Origin of the sequence: Streptomyces sp. WM4235 (genome assembly GCF_001279725.1) — a bacterium.
GTDB lineage: Bacteria > Actinomycetota > Actinomycetes > Streptomycetales > Streptomycetaceae > Streptomyces.
On the sequence record NZ_LGDE01000009.1, the window covers coordinates 1 to 15,081 of the forward strand.

A 15,081-nucleotide genomic window follows, 5' to 3' on the forward strand; every position below is an offset into this window, starting at 1 on the left:
CCGCCGAGGTGTTCACGGTGTCCGGGCACGGGTCCCCGCACCGGCAGCCCCGCAGTCGACCCCCACTCCACCCCGCCGGGGCGTCGGAGGCCCCGCGCGGGGTAGGCGCGGCGCATGACTGAGAAGAAGACGTCCTGCCGGTTGTCGGAGTTGAGCCGTCGCGTGGCACCGTCGTTGCCCCCGTTCCAGAGGGCGGTACTCGCATCGGTCCTGCGGAGCCGCGAGACCCGGACCGGCCCGGCGACCACGTCCCGCGCGTCCTGAGGATCCAGGTTCTGGGCCGCAGGCTGCTGCTTTCTCCGGTTCCGGAAACAGCAAAGGCAAGGAGTCGGTACTCCTTGCCATGTTCAAGATATAGCGCACAGGGGGCCTTGCGGCAAGGCCCCGGTCGTGCCGCAGAATCTCCGCTCGAAGCCGGAATCCGCAGACAACACGGACACCACGGATGTGCGCGTCCGCACGCCCCGTCGCTGTGTGGGTCTCGCGGAGCGCCCCGCCGCCGGAACGTGCGGGGCGACCGGCCGACATCGAATCGTTGAACGGGCGGCGTGGTGATGATGGACGTGGACGTGGACGTGGACGTGATCGTGGTCGGCGGCGGACCGACCGGCTTGACGTTGGCCTGCGAGCTGCGGTTGGCCGGCGTGCGCGTGGTCGTGCTGGAGCGGTTGACCGAGCCGACCGGCCAGTCCCGAGGCCGTGGCCTGCACGCGCGCAGCGTCGAGCTGATGGACCAGCGCGGCCTGCTGGACCGGTTCCTCGCGGTCAGTGAGAAGTTCCAAGTGGGCGGGCTCTTCGGCGGAGTCGTCAAGCCGTGGCCGGACCGGTTGGACACCGCCCACCCCTACGGCCTCGCCACCCCGCAGCCCGTCACCGAACGGCTGCTCGACGAGCGCGCCCTCGAACTCGGTACCGAGATCCGGCGCGGCCGCGAACTGGTGGGGCTGAGCCAGGACGAGATCGGGGTGACCGTTGAACTGGCGGACGGCACGCACCTGCGCTCGCGCTACGTCGTCGGCTGCGACGGTGGCCGCAGCACGGTGCGCAAGCTGCTCGGCGTCGGCTTCCCCGGCGAGCCCGCCACGGTCGAGACGCTGTTGGGGGACATGGAGCTGACCGAGGATCCGGCGACGATCGCCGCCGTGGTCGAGGAAGTCCGCAGGACGCAACTGCGGTTCGGCGCGCTCCCGGACGTGGACGGGAACCGGGGGGTGTACCGCGTCCTGGTGCCCTCCGAGGGGGTGGCCGAGGACCGGGCCACCGCGCCCACCCTCGACGAGTTCAAGGAGCGGATGCTGGCCTGCGCGGGCACCGACTTCGGGGCGCACTCGCCGCGTTGGCTCTCCCGCTTCGGCGACGCCACCCGGCAGGCTGAGCGTTACCGGGTGGGCCGGGTGCTGCTCGCCGGCGACGCGGCGCACATCCACCCGCCGACCGGCGGGCAGGGGCTCAACCTCGGCGTGCAGGACGCGTTCAACCTCGGCTGGAAGCTGGCCGCCGCCGTCAACGGTTGGGCTCCGGAAGGCCTGTTGGACAGCTACCACGCCGAACGGCACCCGGTGGGCGCCGACGTACTGGACAACACCCGCGCGCAGATGACCCTGCTGGGGGTCGATCCTGGGGCGACCGCGCTGCGAAGGCTGTTCTCGAAGCTGATGGACTTCGAGGAGGTGAACCGGTACGTGACCGGGATGATCACCGCGGTCGACGTCCGCTACGACCTCGGCGAGGGACACGAGCTGCTCGGCCGGCGGATGCGGGACGTCGCCCTGAAGCGCGGTCGCCTGTACGAGCTGATGCGCGACGGCCGAGGGCTTCTGCTCGACAGGACCGGCCGGCTCTCCGCCGAGGGTTGGGCGGACCGGGTCGACCACGTCGTCGACGCCTGCGAGGAACTGGACGTGCCCGCCGTGCTGCTCCGTCCGGACGGCCACGTGGCATGGGTCGGCGACGAGCAGCATGACCTGCTTGCCACACTGCCCACATGGTTCGGCGCCGCGACCGGCTGAGCGGCAGGGCGGCCGCCTGGAACGGCCGGGCGGCCGATGAACGCAGACCTCGCGACCTCGGCGGTGCTCGACCGGCCGGCAGTGGACGCCGACCCGTACGTTCGTGACCAGGCAACCGAAGCCCGTCGGCTCAAGCCACTCCGCGGCTGACGATCACAGCAGGGCCGGCGGTTCGCGCTGAAAATCGAACACGTGATTGAATTAGGGGATGGCACGCACTCCCTTCCCCGACGACCTGGTGGAACTCCAGGTCCAATGGCTCCGCACCTACCGGGAGCTGGCCCGGCAGCCCGCCGAGGCCGGTACGGCCGTGCTGCGACGTCGTCTGATCGTCCTGTCCTGCCGGATCGAGGCGCATGCCTACTGGGCGGAACCGAACCGGTCTCCGGCCGGCAGGGTGGAACTCCGCCGGCTGGCGAGGGCGCGCGGCTGGGTGACGGCGGCATGAGGGACTCCTGTCAGGGCCCCGATCGGTCGGGGGATCCGAGCGAGCCGTTCGGCGAGGGCGGCTCGGCCGCGCCCCGCCTGGTCGTGCACCCGCCGGATCGCCGCGGCTGGCGCCGGGTGCACTGCGACGGGCGGAGCCTGGGAACCGCCTACCGGTACGAGGACATCGCGATCTTCCTGGCCGCCGCGGGAATGGAGGACGCGCAGGACGCCGACCTCGCCGACCCTGGGTTCGTGGAATGGCGCGGCGGGGGACCCGAGGTCTGGTCGACGCCGCCGATGTAGCGGTGCGGGGCGCCGCGGGTCGGCCGGGTCCGCGCCATCGGAGTGCACCCGTTGTCGTCGGCGGGTGTCCGCTCGCCGGCGAGGCAGCCCGCCTCCCAGGTCTGCTCGAACAGCGCGCACAGGGCAACGGCCGCGCCCACACCATGGTCTGCGACCTTCCCGGCCAACGGCCGGGACATTTCGGCGCCCATCCCCATCTCACCCTCAAGCCGTCCCCGCTCTTGTATGACAATCCCGGGATGGAACTGCGACGCGTCGGCCGCCGGGCCGACTTCCCGACCTTCGACCCGCGCGGTGCCGCCCTCGCGAGTACCTCCGTCAGGGAGTTGGCCCACCGGTGACCGACACGAACCAGAAGTCGGCGGCGACGGAGCGCGTCGGCCTCCCCGCCCCCTCGCCCCGGTTGACCCTGCTGCTCGTGGTCTTCGCCGCGCTGGTGTTGGCCCGTTCGATGAGTGAGGGCATCTACGACATCGCGTTCGCCAACCTGGCCCTGGACCTGTCCGGACTGGTGAGCACCGTCGGCCTGGTGTACTTCGTCGGGTACGGCGTCGAGGTCGTCGCGTCCGTTGCCGCAGGTCCCCTGCTGGACCGGGGAGACCCGAAGACCTTCCTGGTCGTGTCCTACCTCGTCAAGATCGGTGTCTTCGTCCTCATCGGACTCGGCAGCACCTTTCTCTCCTCCCACCTGTGGGCGATCGTCGTCGCGGCGGCGACGGTGGACCTCGTCCACCACGTGGGGGAGATGGCCCTCTTCGTCCTCTTGCCGAGGATCCTCGACGCGCGGGCCCTCGTCCGGGTCCAGGCCCTCGGCGGCACCGTGCGGTCGGCCTCCGAACTGCTCTCCCCGGTCGTGGCCGGCCTCGTCATCGCCCTGCTTCCGGGCTCACGCGCCCTGCTCGTCGCCGCGGGTCTCCAGGTCCTCGCGCTCGGCCTGTTCGCGGCCTTCGTCGCCGTCGTGGTCCGGTCCCGGGGATCCCTGCGACGGACCCCGCAGGACACTCCGGACGACAGGGACGACAGGGACGACAGGGACCGCCCGGACCGCTCGGTCGAACCGGGCGCCCGTGCGGACGGCGCGCCGGGTGCCGGGCCGGATGCCGGGCGCGGCCGGTCGCCCTCCCGCCGCGAGGTGGCCCGCACGCTGAGCGGCAGCCGGGCATGGCGGAGGTTCACCACCTTCCACGGCCTGACCGTACTCGCGCTGTCCACGGTGATCCTCTCCGTGCTCTCCCTGATGCGCGAGACGCTGCACATGACCGCCGCCGGCGCCGGAACCTTCCTGGCCTTCTCGACCATCGGCGCGATCATCGGCGGCCTCGCCGTCGCCAAGGCCGGCCCGGACGGCATCTACACCAGCCTCCGCTGGGCACCCGCCCTCGCCGGCGCGGGTGCCCTGACGGCCGCGTTCCTCGGCCAGACGCGATGGCTGCTGGCGGTCGGGCTGATCCTGTTCGGGCTCGGCTTCACCGTCTACCTCCGTTCCGCCGGGCTGCTGATCCAACTGCGCGCGCCCTCCGCGGTCCTCGGCACCTGGAACGGACTCCTCGACGCGGTCATCCGCATCGTCAGTGCCGCGGCGATCCTGGTGACGGGCTTCCTCTTCGACCGTTTCGGCGGGCAGGCGGTGTACCTCGCCTTCGGACTCCTTCTCGTCCTGACCGCCGCGCTGTGGTCCACCTTCGGGACGCGCGACCGCCAGGCCCTGGGCGCGACCCCGCTGCACCCCGCTCCGGCGGCGCGGGACGCGGGGGAGCCCGGGCGATCCTGAGACCGGAATCCTGCCGGACGGCCTGAGGAGGGGCGACGTACAGTCCCGCGGGCGACTGGGCGTCCTCCGGCGGTTCCGCGGGCGACTCGGCGTCCGTGATGTGCCGTCCGGTCGGTTCGGCGATCCGGTCGAGGCGGTACAGGACCGTGTCGCGATGGCAGCGCGGACGCTCGGCCGCCATCGCCGTGCGACCGCCGTCGGCGCATCAGGTGTGCCGGGCCTCCAGGGGCGTGGTCTGCTCCGGCTCGGGCTGCGCGCGCAGCGGACCCGGCACGTCCCGGGCCGCCTCCGGCGCGGTGTCGGGGGAGGCCGCGGCGAGGTCGTGATCGGGGAACTTCCCGGGGATCGCAGGCACCGCCGCACACGTCGACGCCTTCCGGCGCAGCGTGCACGGGGTGCTGCCGAAGACCGGCCGGCCGCCGGGGGAGGAGTACCGATTGAGGTAAACATACGGTCGTGCGTACACTTATCTCGCAGGTATCGGTCCGGGCGGTCTCGACCGCGTCCCGCCGGGCCGCCGTGTCCGGCGCGGAGTGGAAAGACGAGAAGGGGATGCATTCGTGACGAGTGCCAAAACAGAAACCGTCGCGGCGGAGCCGGAGGCCGTTCCCGCGGTGCCGTGGCCCGCCGTGTCCGTCGTCATGGTCGGCATGTTCATGGCCATCCTCGATTCGTTCATCGTCGTGGTGGCGGGCCCCGCGATCCAGGCCGACCTGGGCGCCTCCGTCGGCCAGTTGCAGTGGATCCTCGCCGGCTACCAGCTCAGCTACGCGGTACTGATGATCACGGGCGGCCGACTCGCCGATCTCCACGGACGCAAGCGGATCTTCATCACGGGCACCGCGGTCTTCACCCTGGCGTCGCTGGCCTGCGCCATGGCGCAGGATCCCGGCACGCTCATCGGGGCGCGCATCGTCCAGGGCCTGGGTGCGGCCCTGATGGTGCCCCAGGTCTTCGCTGTCATCACGCTCGTCGTCGCCGAGAGGACGCGGCACCGCGTCTTCGGCACCCTGGGCATCGTGATTGGTCTGGCGACCATGAGCGGGCAGCTCGTGGGCGGTCTGCTGATCGGCGCCGACCTGTTCGGGACCGGCTGGCGGTCGGTGTTCTGGGTCAACGTGCCGATCGGCATCGTCACGATCCTCTGTGCGGTGAAGTACGTACCGGAGTCCCGCGCGGCGGGCACCCGCAGGCTGGACATCCCCGGCGTGATCGCCCTGAGCGCCGCCCTGTTGCTGCTCACGTTCCCGCTCATCCAGGGTCGTGAGGCGGGTTGGCCGTGGTGGACCTGGGCCTGTTTCGTCGCCAGTTTCGTGGCGTTCGGACTGTTCGTCACGCTGGAACGCGCCGTCGACAAGCGCGGCGGGGATCCGCTGATGAGGCTGAGCCTGTTCGCGCAGCGCTCCTTCTCGCTCGGGATCGTCCTGGTTCTGGCCGTGTACGCGCTGCTGACCTCCTACTACCTCGCGCTGTCCATCGCGATGCAGGAAGGGCTCGGCATGTCCGCGCTCGGCGCGGGGTTGGTCTACACCCCGGCCGCGGTGACCTTCTTCGTCTTCAGCAAGATCGCGGGTCGGCTCGTGCCGAAGTACGGTCGGCGCGTCCTGGAGATCGGGGCGGTCGTGCTCGCGTCCGGGTACCTGGCGACCGCGATCGTCCTGCTCTCCGGGCCGAGGCTAACCCCGGGGCTGATCATCCCCACCCTGATGCTGCAGAGCGTCGGCGGCGGACTGCTGATCACGCCGCTGCTGAACACGGTCCTGAGCAGGATCGCGCCGGAGACCGTGGGCATGGCGTCCGGGGTCCTGTCGACCGCCCAGCAGATCGGTGGAGCGCTGGGCGTCGCCGTGATCGGGGCGATCTTCTTCAACTCGTTCCGCCCGGAGAGCGACGGGCGCACGGAGGCCGCGGGGCACGCGTTCGCCATGTCCTCCCTGACCACGTTCGCCATCGCGGTCCTGGCGGCCGTACTGGTCTTCCTGCTGCCGAACAAGAAGGCACGGCCGAGCGGCTGACACGTCGTCCGTCGGGGGGCTACGCGACGATGCCGGTGCGGCGGACCGATCGGTCCGCCGCACCGGCATCGTCGCGCGGGAGGCGTGCGCCCCGAAGGGGGAGCGGCGAAGCCGACGTCAGCGCGGAGGGACGAGCAGACCCTCGATGATGCGACGCGCCTTGCCCACGGCCTCCACGTCGCCGATCTGGAAGCCGGTGTTCGCGGCACACAGCAGGGCGTCGATCTGGAAGACGGCCAGTTCCACGTCGAGTTCGGCGATCTCGCCGGATTCCACGGCGTGGCGCAATTCGACCGCGATGACTTCGCGCCATTCCCGCTGATCGCGGAAGAGCGCGTCATGGACCGGACCCGGGCGGCTGTCGAACTCCGCGAGGTTCGCGACCCGGAAGCATCCGCCGGCGAAGAGCGGCGTCTCCGCGTACACGATCCAATGGTCGAGCAGGGCACGCAGCCGGGCGACACCGTGGGGCGCTGACTTGGCGGGGCGGATGACGGCGTCGATGAAAAGCCCGCGCGCGAACTCGACGGCCGAGAGTTGCAGGATTTCCTTTGTCTTGAACAGGGTCTGGATGCCCGCTTTGCTCAGTCCCGTGTCGAGCGCGAGACGGCCGAAACTGACATTCCCGAGACCCTCCAGCGAGGCGACGTCGACGGCCTGGCGGAGCACGATCTTGCGTGTACGGGCGCCTCGCAGCAGGCGCTTGTCCGTGATCTCGGCCTGCTCCCCGGGAAGGAGCGCGGGCGACCCGGGGTCGCTCGAAGGCGAGTTGACCGGCTCTCCAGTGCTACCCATACGGTCGATCGTACAGCATTTGCCGGCGGATGTGCCGGTTCGTACGGGTGGAATGCGCGACTGAACCCCGCGCCGGGCACACTCTCGCCGATCCTTGCTTCCACATACGATCGTCCGTATTCTTTTCGTATGACTTCGACGCGCCTCACCGAGGAGTCCGACCCCTTCTGCCTGCAGCCGCTCGACGCCGCGGCGCTGCTCTTCGACGCCCCGTGGCACCGGTTCGCGGTGATCGGGGACAGCCTGTCGGCGGGCACCGGGGACGCCAGCCCCGGCTATGTGGACAAGGGGTGGTCCGACCGGCTCGCCGACATCCTCCACCGTGTACGACCGGACCTGGCGTACCTGAACATCGCCGAGGACGGAGCGACGACGGCGCAGACCCTCGAGAAGCAGATCGACCACGCGATCGAGTTCGCACCGGACCTGCTGCACCTGCCGTGCGGCGCGAACGACCTCGTGCGACGCACGCCGGACTTCGCCGAGATCGAGCGGAAGCTGCGCCGCATGTACGAGCAGGCGTCGGAGACCGGCGCCCAGTTGACGACGTTCACCCTGGGCAGGGCGTACGTGATCCCCGTCTTCCCGGACTGGAGCGAGCGGGTCGTCAGGATCAACGACATCACCCGGCGCCTGGCCGCCGAGTTCGAGGCCGTCGTCGTCGACATGTGGCACCACCCCGTCAACGACCGGGACGACCTGCTGAGCGAGGACCGCATCCACTTCTCGACCTCGGGACAGGCGGTGATGGCGGCGGAGATGGCCAAGGGCCTGAGCCATGTCCTCGGTCGGACCACGCGCGCCTGAGAGGGCGACCGACGCGAGAGGCCCGACGGATCCGAGGGATTCGACGGGCCCGAGGGATCCGGCGGCTCGACGGATCGAGGGATTCCTTTCGGGGAGCGTGGCGCAGGGGTCCCGCCCCGGCGCCCGCCCCCGGCCCGCCCCGATGGCGGGTGCTACGACCTGACCGGGGACACGTCCCGGTCAGCGGCCGGCGCGCGGACCGGGGCGACTCCCCCGGCCGGGTTCGCGCGCCCGCCTGGGTTTCGTCCGGTGGTTCGGGCGGGTCCCTGGCCGAGGATCCGAAGGGGACGGCCTAGCCGCGCGGGGCCAGCGGCAGGTGTATCTCCACGAGCGTGCCGCCCTGTTCGCCCGCGGAGATCCGCAGCCGGCCACCCAGCTCCTCCACGCGCTCGGTCATCGAGCACAGTCCGTACGTCGGACCGGGCGTGGCCGTCATCTCGGCGCCCATATCGGGGCCGGGGCCGGGGCCGAAGTCCTCCACCTTGGCGTACAGCCAGCGGCGTGTGGTGCGCACGCCCACCTCCACACGATCGGCGGCGGCATGGGCGAAGGCGTTGCGCAGTGCCTCGCGCAGGACCAGGAACAGCTCCTGCCGGAACCGCTCGGGGAGCAGCGTCTCGTCGCCCGTCACCCGCACGGTCACGCTCGCCGCGGGCCGGGCGCCCGTGAGGAAGGAGTCGAGGGCCTCGCGGAGCGAGGGCAGCCGCGAACGCCTGCGCAACCCGTCGACCAGAGACCGGTTCTCCTGTCCGGCCTCGTCCAACGCCCTTCCCGCGGCGGCCAGATGGGACGAGGCGGCCTCCGGCTCGCGCACGGCCAGGGTGACGCTGTGGCGGGCCGCGGCGAGTGCGCCGCCGAGCTCGTCGTGCAACTGTCGGGCCAGCCGGCGGCTGTCGCTCCACCCTCCGTCGCCCTGCCAGAAGTTCGTGCCCGCACCGGACATGGCCTCGCCGAGGCTCCGTACGACGGCCACCGCGCGCAGCAGTCCGGTGCCGGTGTGGGCCGCTCCGTGCTCCATGACGTGCAGCAGGGCGCACTCCAGGAGCAGCGAGGCGGCACCGACCAGCCGGTGTGCGGTGGCCGCGGGCGGGACGGCCTCCTCGGCGCTCTCCGGGAGGTCGGGATTCCCCGCGCGCGACAGGACGGTCCGGGCGAACGACTCCAAGGTGGAGCGCAGTTCGGGCAGATCCGCCTCGGCGGGCGTCAGTACGGAGGGCAGCCGGATCGCGAACCGCTCCAGGACGGCCTCGGTCTCCCAGCTCGCCAGCACCGGGGCGGCGGCCCCGGCCGGGTGGGGTGACCCGGGCGTGTTCGGGTCACGGCGTAAGCCCGGGACCACCGGCGGGGTGCGCGGTCGGTACAGACGCGGGGCGGCGCGCAGCAGTCCTTCGTTCAGGGCCTCGCTGAAGCCGCTTCCCGCGAGGGTGGCGGTCGAGCTGTGCATCGGAACTCCTCGACGTTCGGGGCCGCTGACGACGGCCCGAACATAACAAACAGACCTGTCTGATTGTCAAGGCCTCACGGAATGCAAGTCATGGCGGGGAAATCCGTCAAGTCAGCTTCTGTGCTCTAAAACTGACGCATTCTTGGTGGAGTGGGCGGGATGATTCGCCTAGGGGGTGTCAGTGGAAACAGGCAGGGTTGTATTGTTCCGCTTGGGTGGTGACGCCGGTCCGTGCGCTCCAGCCCCTGTGAATGGTCATGTCGAGGAAGAGGCAGGCACAGCGCGATGCAGAAGCGGTCAGAGCTGACCCGCCAGGCCCTCGTCCGGGCGGCGACGGAACTCATCGCGAACGGCCGGCTCGCCGACGCCGGTCTGGTGAACATCTGTCGCATCGCGGGGGTGAGCCGGGGCGCGCTGTACCACCACTTCTCCTCCACCGCGGAGTTGGTGGCCGAGGTGTATGCACAGGCACACGCGCGGACGGCCGCCCTGGCGGAGGACAGTTTCCAGGGTTCCGCGGCCGGCGCCCCGGCCCGGTTCAGCGCGGCCCTCGGCGCGGCGATGGGCGAGGACCGGTTGGTGCGCGCGGGCATGCGGTTGAGCGCCGAAGGCTCCGAGGAACCGCCTTGGTTGCGCGACGAGTTGCTGGACCGGGTGCACGCGAAGGTCGTCGAGGGGGCCCGTCACGACGGGGCGAGCGGTACGCGCGGGTCGTCCGACACGCGCCCGGAAGACCTGGCGGACCTCGCCGTCGTGGTGACCGCCGGTCTGGAATCGCTGGGTTACACCGACGTCCGGTGGTGGGACCCGCGGACGGCGCGGCGGATCTGGGCCATGGTGCTTCCCCTGCTCGGGGAGGTGGTCGGGGCGGAGACGGCCGGCACCGCGGAGGTGGACACCCCCGGTTCCGCTTCCGCCCGCGCGGACACCACCGCCCGGGCGGACGGCCCCGATGGCGCGGACTGCACGGATCAGGACTGAGCGGGGATCCGCGGGCTCGCCGGTTCGGATCCGGCGGCCGGCGGCGGAGTGACGCGCAGCATGCCGATCATGCCCGCTCCGGCGATGCCGGGCAGCAGGAACCGCCACAGCGTGCTGACGCGTTCGATGAGGTCACGTCGGTCGGTGTACACCTGCGACATCACCTGCATGCCGGTGAACGTCCCGACGATGATGTCCGTCGCCTCCGGCAGGTTCAGCCCGGGCAGCGTCTCGCCCTGGTCCCGGGCCTGTTCGAGCAGACGGAGGATGGCCGCGCTCGACTGCTCGTAGGGGGTGATCGGAGGGCGGGGGAAGGAGGTCTGCTCCACCGCCAGCCGAACGCTCGCGCGCAGTACGGGGTCGCGCTGCAACCGGCAGGCGAACTCCAGCGTCAGGTCGATGATGGCTTGCAGCTTCACCGGTTGCTCGGGGACCACGAGGGCCTCGCTGTGCGCGGCCATCAGGGCGACGGCGATGGCCTCCTTCGAGGGAAAGTGGTGATAGAGCGCCCCTCTGGTCAGCCCGGTGCTCGCCAGGATCTCGTTGGTGCTCGCGGCGTCGAATCCGCGTACGTCGAAGACCCGCGCCGCAGCCTCGAGAATCGAGCGCCGCGACCGCGTTCCGCGTTCCTGCTGTCCCATCCCGGACCCTCGCACTCGCCTGGATATCGAACCGACTTGTCTGCATCCTATTGCCAGATGGGCGAGGAGGTGGCAACGGGCACCGGTGAACCGGAACGGCTCTCCCGGGCGAGGCGTCGCTCGGGAGCCCCGGCCGGGGCCGTTCGGGCGCGTCAGGGGTGGCCGAGGCGGAAGCCGACTCCGCGGACCGTGATGATCCAGTTGCTCGAACCGAGCTTGCCGCGCAGGCTGCTGACGTGCGTGTCGATGGTGCGACCCCGGTGCGACCAGGCGTCCTCCCACACCTGGGTCATCAACTGGCGTCGGGAGAGGACGGCGCCGGGCTGTGAGGCCAGGGCGTGCAGCAGGTCGAACTCCTTGAGGGTGAGGTCCACCGGGCGCCCGTGCAGGGTGGTCTCGCGGGTCGTCGCGTCGATGTGCAGGGGGCCGTGGTCGATGGCCCGGGCGGCGGTCTGACGGGGCCGGGCCCGGCGCATCACCGCCTCGATGCGGGCCAGGAGTTCGCGGAATCCGTACGGCTTGACCATGTAGTCGTCGGAGCCGGCCTGGAGGCCCAGTACCCGGTCCAGCTCGCTGCCGCGGGCGGTGACGGCGATGATCGGGGTGTCGCTGACGGCCCGGATGCCCCGACAGACCTCCAGACCGTCCAGATCCGGCAGGTCGAGGTCGAGCAGGACCAGGTCGACCCGCGGGTGCGATTGCAGGGCCTCCCCGCCGGTGGCCACGCTCTCGGCCAGGTACCCCTGCCTGAGCAGGCCCTGGACGAGCGTGTCGGCGGCGCGCGCCTCGTTCTCGACGACCAGGAGGCGCAGTGGGGCGCGCTCGGCGGTGGCCGGGGCGGCCGGCGGAACGGGTGTGGGGCGGTGCGGCTGGTGGATCAAGGGGTGATGCCGCTCTGTGCGGGGTTCGAGTAGCTCTAAGGCCTGCCGGTTCATCTGTTCCTCCTGAGGCACGGCGTCGCACCACGGCCTGCTGAATGCTCGCGTTTGTCGAAGATACCAAACAGACTTGTCTGATTGTCAACGCGTCTCACGCGTGCGGGTGTCGTCTCTGACGTTGAGTCAAGTGGCTTCTGGTGGCCGGGTATTGACTGATATCGGCAGGTGTTTCGGGGTCTGAGGGGTGCGTGGGGGCTTCCGGTACACCTCTCCGTAACCCCGGAGAAATCGAGCAGCGTTGTATGTTTAACGAGGCTGAGTAGCCCGCGTTTCCGGCCGGATGGCCGACCGTGGGGTGGCCGAAACGCGCACGTCAGGACGTATCCACCTCCGTCCGGAATGCTCTGCGAGAGTCTGGGGGTGAGGGGGTGAAGAAGGTGTGCACTGCACGGGTTCTGGGCGGTTTACAGACCAAGCCTTTACTTGACCTACCGAACCGACCTGTCTGTATCTTGAGGCCGCAACAGAGCGTCAGCCACGGGGGGTGGCTGCTGGTGTTTGGCTCGCCGACCCCTGCCCAGCATCAGATCAGGAGTGCTACGCATGCCGTCTCTTGCGTCCACGACCCGCGAGCCCGTTCGGAACGCGCCCTTAGTTCCGCAGCCTCGCACCGCAGTTCCGCAACCTCACACCACCACCAGGCACGCCGGTCTCACCACGACCGTCCCGCGCGAGTACGTCCACCGCGCCGCCGTCTCCGAAGTCCTGCTCACCGGCTGGGAGCCGGCCGCCGACGCCTCGCCCGCCCACCGCTCGGGCCCGCGACCCGGCATCGAAAGCGTCCCCGACGGGCCCGACGCCTTCGTCGTCCGGTCCCAATGGCCCCGAGGGCACTCGCTGTTCTCCCAGACCGGCGGCTACCAGGACCCGATGCTGCTGATCGAGTCCGTACGCCAGATCGGCGCCCTGCTCTCGCACGCCGAGTTCGACGTCCCCTTCGGTCACCAGTTCCTGATGTGGGACATGTCGTTCGCCACCACCAAGGACCTGCTCGTGGCCGGCCCCGCCCCCGCCGAGGTGGAACTGCGCACCGTCTGCCACGACGTGGTCCGTCGGGGCAGGGTCCTCTCCGGGATGCGGTACGACGTCACCGCCCTGGTCGACGGCGTGCCGTTGGCCACCGCGGGCGCGGCGTTCAGCTGCACCAGCCCCGCCGTGCACCGAAGACTGCGAGGCGACCGCCCCACCAGCACGGACCGCGTTCCCGGCCGCCCGATCGACCCGGCCCTGGTCGGCCGCACCGTCCCCACGCACGTGGTCCTCACCGAGGATCCGACGGCCGAGCGGGACCACCAGTGGGAGTTGCGTGTCGACAGCACGCACCCCATCTTCTTCGACCACCCGGTCGACCACGTCCCGGGCATGGTGCTCCTGGAGGCGGCCCGGCAGGCCGCGCACGCCTCCACCGGCCTGCCCGACGCCCTCGTCATCAGCCTCGACAGCACTTTCGCCCGCTACGCCGAACTCGACAGGCCCTGCCGCATAGAGGCCCACCCCGGCCTCGTCGACGCCGCCGGCCACATCCTCGTACAGGTCTGCGGTTTCCAGGACGACCAGACCGTCTTCGCCGCCGACCTGGTGCTCAGTCCCCGCAACGGTTGATCCCATCCTGACGGGAGTCCGCGTGCTCACGATCATGATCACTGGTGCGGCCGGCTTCGTCGGAAGCCATGTCACACGTGAAGCCGGCCGTCATGGCGCGGCACTGACGGTGATGACCCACCACCGCCCGCCCTCGGAGTCCGCCTCCGCCGCCTCCTCCGCCGGCCCCGTCCGTGTCGTACGGGCCGACCTCGCCGACCCGCGCTCGCTGCGGGGAGTGTGCGAGGGAATCGACGTACTGCTGCACTGCGCCTCCCGCATCGGCGGGACGGCCGAGGACAACGAGGCCGTCAACGCCCGGGGCACCGCCGCCCTGGTCGCCGAGGCCCGACGTGCGGGAGTGTCCCGCATCGTGTACCTCGGCACCGCGTCCGTCTACGGGCGGGGCACCTACCACCGTGCCCGTCCGGAGCGGCTCACCCGCCGCCCGTCCTCGCCCACCTCCCGAACCCGGGCGGCGGCGGAGGACACGGTCCTGGACGCCGGCGGGATCGTACTGCGCCCCCACCTCGTGTACGGCTGGGGAGACCGCTGGGTCGTGCCGGGCCTGGTCCGGCTCCTGAACGCGCTGCCCGGCGGCGTGCCGGACTGGAACGCGCGCATGTCCGTGGTCTCCGCGGCCGAACTGGCCACCCTGCTGGTGGGAGTCGCACGCGCACCGGCCACGAACCTGACCGCGTCCGTCTACCACGCCTCCCACCCCCGCCCCGTCACCGCGGCGGCGCTGCTGGCCGCGGTGGCCCGCTGCGCCGGACTGCCCCCCACGAGGGGAGGCCCGACGGTCGACGAAGCACGCGCCCTCATGGCGGGGGACGCGTACGCGACGAAGGCGATCGACATGCTGGCCACCAGCCACTGGTTCGACTGCGCACCCTTGTGGACCGATCTCCGCATGGTGCCCGGCCCGGGATTCGAGGAGGAATTCCCCGCGACGGGGGAGTGGTATCGGGAACTGGTCCGGGCGGCCTGACCGGATATCGCCCCGCGGGTGCGGCGGCCTCGTGCTGCCGCACCCGCACACGATGCACGCGTTCGGGTCCTCGTCCGACCGGTTTGACGCACACCTGGCCGTTTCTTTCCCAAATTTCGACACAGGCGCATGACGGATGTATGCGCCTTGGCGTTTCTGACGCAGTCCTGTAAACGGGCTCATTGAACAAATGGCCGAACACCGCACAGTCTGGTGACTCCGAATGAGTCAGGAGACGTTCATCGTGCGCAAGGTGCTCATCGCCAACCGTGGTGAAATCGCTGTCCGCGTTGCTCGGGCTTGCCGGGATGCGGGTATCGGGAGTGTGGCTGTCTACGCGGATCCGGATCGGGACGCTCTGCATGTGCGTGTGGCG

Annotated in this window: 15 protein-coding genes and 1 pseudogene; 10 read left to right on the top strand and 6 right to left on the bottom strand. The window is 70.8% G+C overall.

Annotated features, from left to right (window positions below):
* The first annotated feature begins 554 nt into the window (after window positions 1-554).
* The 4 genes from rox (at window position 555) to ADK55_RS02220 (ending at window position 4,512) form a co-directional block, all read left to right on the top strand.
* On the top strand, window positions 555-2,009 hold the full coding sequence (rox, locus tag ADK55_RS02205; RefSeq protein ID WP_234349856.1) for a rifampin monooxygenase: 1,455 nt from the start codon (window positions 555-557) through the stop codon (window positions 2,007-2,009).
* A 208-nt stretch (window positions 2,010-2,217) separates the two neighbouring features.
* Window positions 2,218-2,457 carry a hypothetical protein gene (locus ADK55_RS02210; protein WP_053675434.1) on the top strand — a complete coding sequence of 80 codons (240 nt, stop codon included), beginning with the start codon at window positions 2,218-2,220 and terminating at the stop codon, window positions 2,455-2,457.
* On the top strand, window positions 2,454-2,741 hold the full coding sequence (locus tag ADK55_RS02215) for a hypothetical protein (protein WP_323182017.1): 288 nt from the start codon (window positions 2,454-2,456) through the stop codon (window positions 2,739-2,741). The genes ADK55_RS02210 and ADK55_RS02215 overlap by 4 nt, the downstream gene beginning before the upstream one ends.
* Before the next feature lie 337 nt (window positions 2,742-3,078).
* Window positions 3,079-4,512, top strand: a complete 1,434-nt coding sequence (locus tag ADK55_RS02220) for an MFS transporter (RefSeq protein ID WP_053675436.1) — start codon at window positions 3,079-3,081, stop codon at window positions 4,510-4,512.
* Window positions 4,513-4,609: 97 nt separating this feature from the next.
* Here the strand turns inward: ADK55_RS02220 and ADK55_RS40845 are convergent.
* Both ADK55_RS40845 and ADK55_RS38275 read right to left on the bottom strand, forming a co-directional pair.
* A pseudogene (locus tag ADK55_RS40845) lies at window positions 4,610-4,699 on the bottom strand (helix-turn-helix domain-containing protein); the annotation flags it as partial.
* Window positions 4,700-4,717: 18 nt separating this feature from the next.
* On the bottom strand, window positions 4,718-4,867 hold the full coding sequence (locus ADK55_RS38275; protein WP_159041252.1) for a hypothetical protein: 150 nt from the start codon (window positions 4,865-4,867) through the stop codon (window positions 4,718-4,720).
* Between the two features lie 205 nt (window positions 4,868-5,072).
* Here ADK55_RS38275 and ADK55_RS02225 point away from each other — a divergent pair, with 205 nt between their 5' ends.
* Window positions 5,073-6,527, top strand: coding sequence for an MFS transporter (locus ADK55_RS02225; protein WP_053675438.1), 1,455 nt, complete (start codon window positions 5,073-5,075; stop codon window positions 6,525-6,527).
* A gap of 117 nt (window positions 6,528-6,644) precedes the next feature.
* Here the strand turns inward: ADK55_RS02225 and ADK55_RS02230 are convergent, their stop codons facing one another.
* On the bottom strand, window positions 6,645-7,322 hold the full coding sequence (locus tag ADK55_RS02230; protein WP_234349855.1) for a TetR/AcrR family transcriptional regulator: 678 nt from the start codon (window positions 7,320-7,322) through the stop codon (window positions 6,645-6,647).
* A 129-nt stretch (window positions 7,323-7,451) separates the two neighbouring features.
* Here ADK55_RS02230 and ADK55_RS02235 point away from each other — a divergent pair, with 129 nt between their 5' ends.
* Window positions 7,452-8,129, top strand: coding sequence for an SGNH/GDSL hydrolase family protein (locus ADK55_RS02235; RefSeq protein WP_053675440.1), 678 nt, complete (start codon window positions 7,452-7,454; stop codon window positions 8,127-8,129).
* A gap of 292 nt (window positions 8,130-8,421) precedes the next feature.
* Here ADK55_RS02235 and ADK55_RS02240 read toward each other — a convergent pair whose 3' ends face one another.
* Entirely contained in the window at window positions 8,422-9,573 is a 1,152-nt protein-coding gene (locus ADK55_RS02240; RefSeq protein ID WP_053675441.1) for a sensor histidine kinase, read from the bottom strand.
* 285 nt (window positions 9,574-9,858) lie between these two features.
* On the opposite strand from ADK55_RS02240, the gene ADK55_RS02245 reads away from it, so the two are divergent.
* Window positions 9,859-10,554 (top strand): TetR/AcrR family transcriptional regulator, encoded by a 696-nt coding sequence (locus ADK55_RS02245; protein WP_063839423.1) that lies wholly within the window; start codon window positions 9,859-9,861, stop codon window positions 10,552-10,554.
* Here ADK55_RS02245 and ADK55_RS02250 read toward each other — a convergent pair.
* Together ADK55_RS02250 and ADK55_RS02255 are read right to left on the bottom strand one after the other, a co-directional pair.
* Entirely contained in the window at window positions 10,545-11,195 is a 651-nt protein-coding gene (locus ADK55_RS02250) for a ScbR family autoregulator-binding transcription factor (RefSeq protein ID WP_053675443.1), read from the bottom strand. The two genes, ADK55_RS02245 and ADK55_RS02250, sit on opposite strands and share 10 nt — an antisense overlap.
* A 152-nt stretch (window positions 11,196-11,347) precedes the next feature.
* Window positions 11,348-12,130 (bottom strand): response regulator transcription factor, encoded by a 783-nt coding sequence (locus ADK55_RS02255; protein WP_053675446.1) that lies wholly within the window; start codon window positions 12,128-12,130, stop codon window positions 11,348-11,350.
* Between the two features lie 546 nt (window positions 12,131-12,676).
* Here ADK55_RS02255 and ADK55_RS02260 point away from each other — a divergent pair.
* The 3 genes from ADK55_RS02260 to ADK55_RS35765 all read left to right on the top strand — a co-directional run.
* On the top strand, window positions 12,677-13,735 hold the full coding sequence (locus ADK55_RS02260) for a ScbA/BarX family gamma-butyrolactone biosynthesis protein (RefSeq protein WP_078998364.1): 1,059 nt from the start codon (window positions 12,677-12,679) through the stop codon (window positions 13,733-13,735).
* Between the two features lie 34 nt (window positions 13,736-13,769).
* Window positions 13,770-14,705, top strand: a complete 936-nt coding sequence (locus ADK55_RS02265; protein WP_053675454.1) for an NAD-dependent epimerase/dehydratase family protein — start codon at window positions 13,770-13,772, stop codon at window positions 14,703-14,705.
* A 244-nt stretch (window positions 14,706-14,949) separates the two neighbouring features.
* A partial coding sequence (locus tag ADK55_RS35765) for a biotin carboxylase N-terminal domain-containing protein (protein ID WP_159041253.1) occupies window positions 14,950-15,081 on the top strand: 132 nt, incomplete at its 3' end.

Excerpts from the sequence above, each read along its gene's own strand:
- ADK55_RS02230 (WP_234349855.1), bottom strand. The coding sequence starts at position 7,322 with ATGGGTAGCACTGGAGAGCCGGTCAACTCGCCTTCGAGCGACCCCGGG.
- ADK55_RS02260 (WP_078998364.1), top strand. The coding sequence starts at position 12,677 with ATGCCGTCTCTTGCGTCCACGACCCGCGAGCCCGTTCGGAACGCGCCC.
- ADK55_RS02250 (WP_053675443.1), bottom strand. The coding sequence starts at position 11,195 with ATGGGACAGCAGGAACGCGGAACGCGGTCGCGGCGCTCGATTCTCGAG.
- ADK55_RS02210 (WP_053675434.1), top strand. The coding sequence starts at position 2,218 with ATGGCACGCACTCCCTTCCCCGACGACCTGGTGGAACTCCAGGTCCAA.
- ADK55_RS02215 (WP_323182017.1), top strand. The coding sequence starts at position 2,454 with ATGAGGGACTCCTGTCAGGGCCCCGATCGGTCGGGGGATCCGAGCGAG.
- ADK55_RS02265 (WP_053675454.1), top strand. The coding sequence starts at position 13,770 with ATGATCACTGGTGCGGCCGGCTTCGTCGGAAGCCATGTCACACGTGAA.
- ADK55_RS02240 (WP_053675441.1), bottom strand. The coding sequence starts at position 9,573 with ATGCACAGCTCGACCGCCACCCTCGCGGGAAGCGGCTTCAGCGAGGCC.
- rox (WP_234349856.1), top strand. The coding sequence starts at position 555 with ATGATGGACGTGGACGTGGACGTGGACGTGATCGTGGTCGGCGGCGGA.
- ADK55_RS02245 (WP_063839423.1), top strand. The coding sequence starts at position 9,859 with ATGCAGAAGCGGTCAGAGCTGACCCGCCAGGCCCTCGTCCGGGCGGCG.
- ADK55_RS02255 (WP_053675446.1), bottom strand. The coding sequence starts at position 12,130 with ATGAACCGGCAGGCCTTAGAGCTACTCGAACCCCGCACAGAGCGGCAT.
- ADK55_RS02235 (WP_053675440.1), top strand. The coding sequence starts at position 7,452 with ATGACTTCGACGCGCCTCACCGAGGAGTCCGACCCCTTCTGCCTGCAG.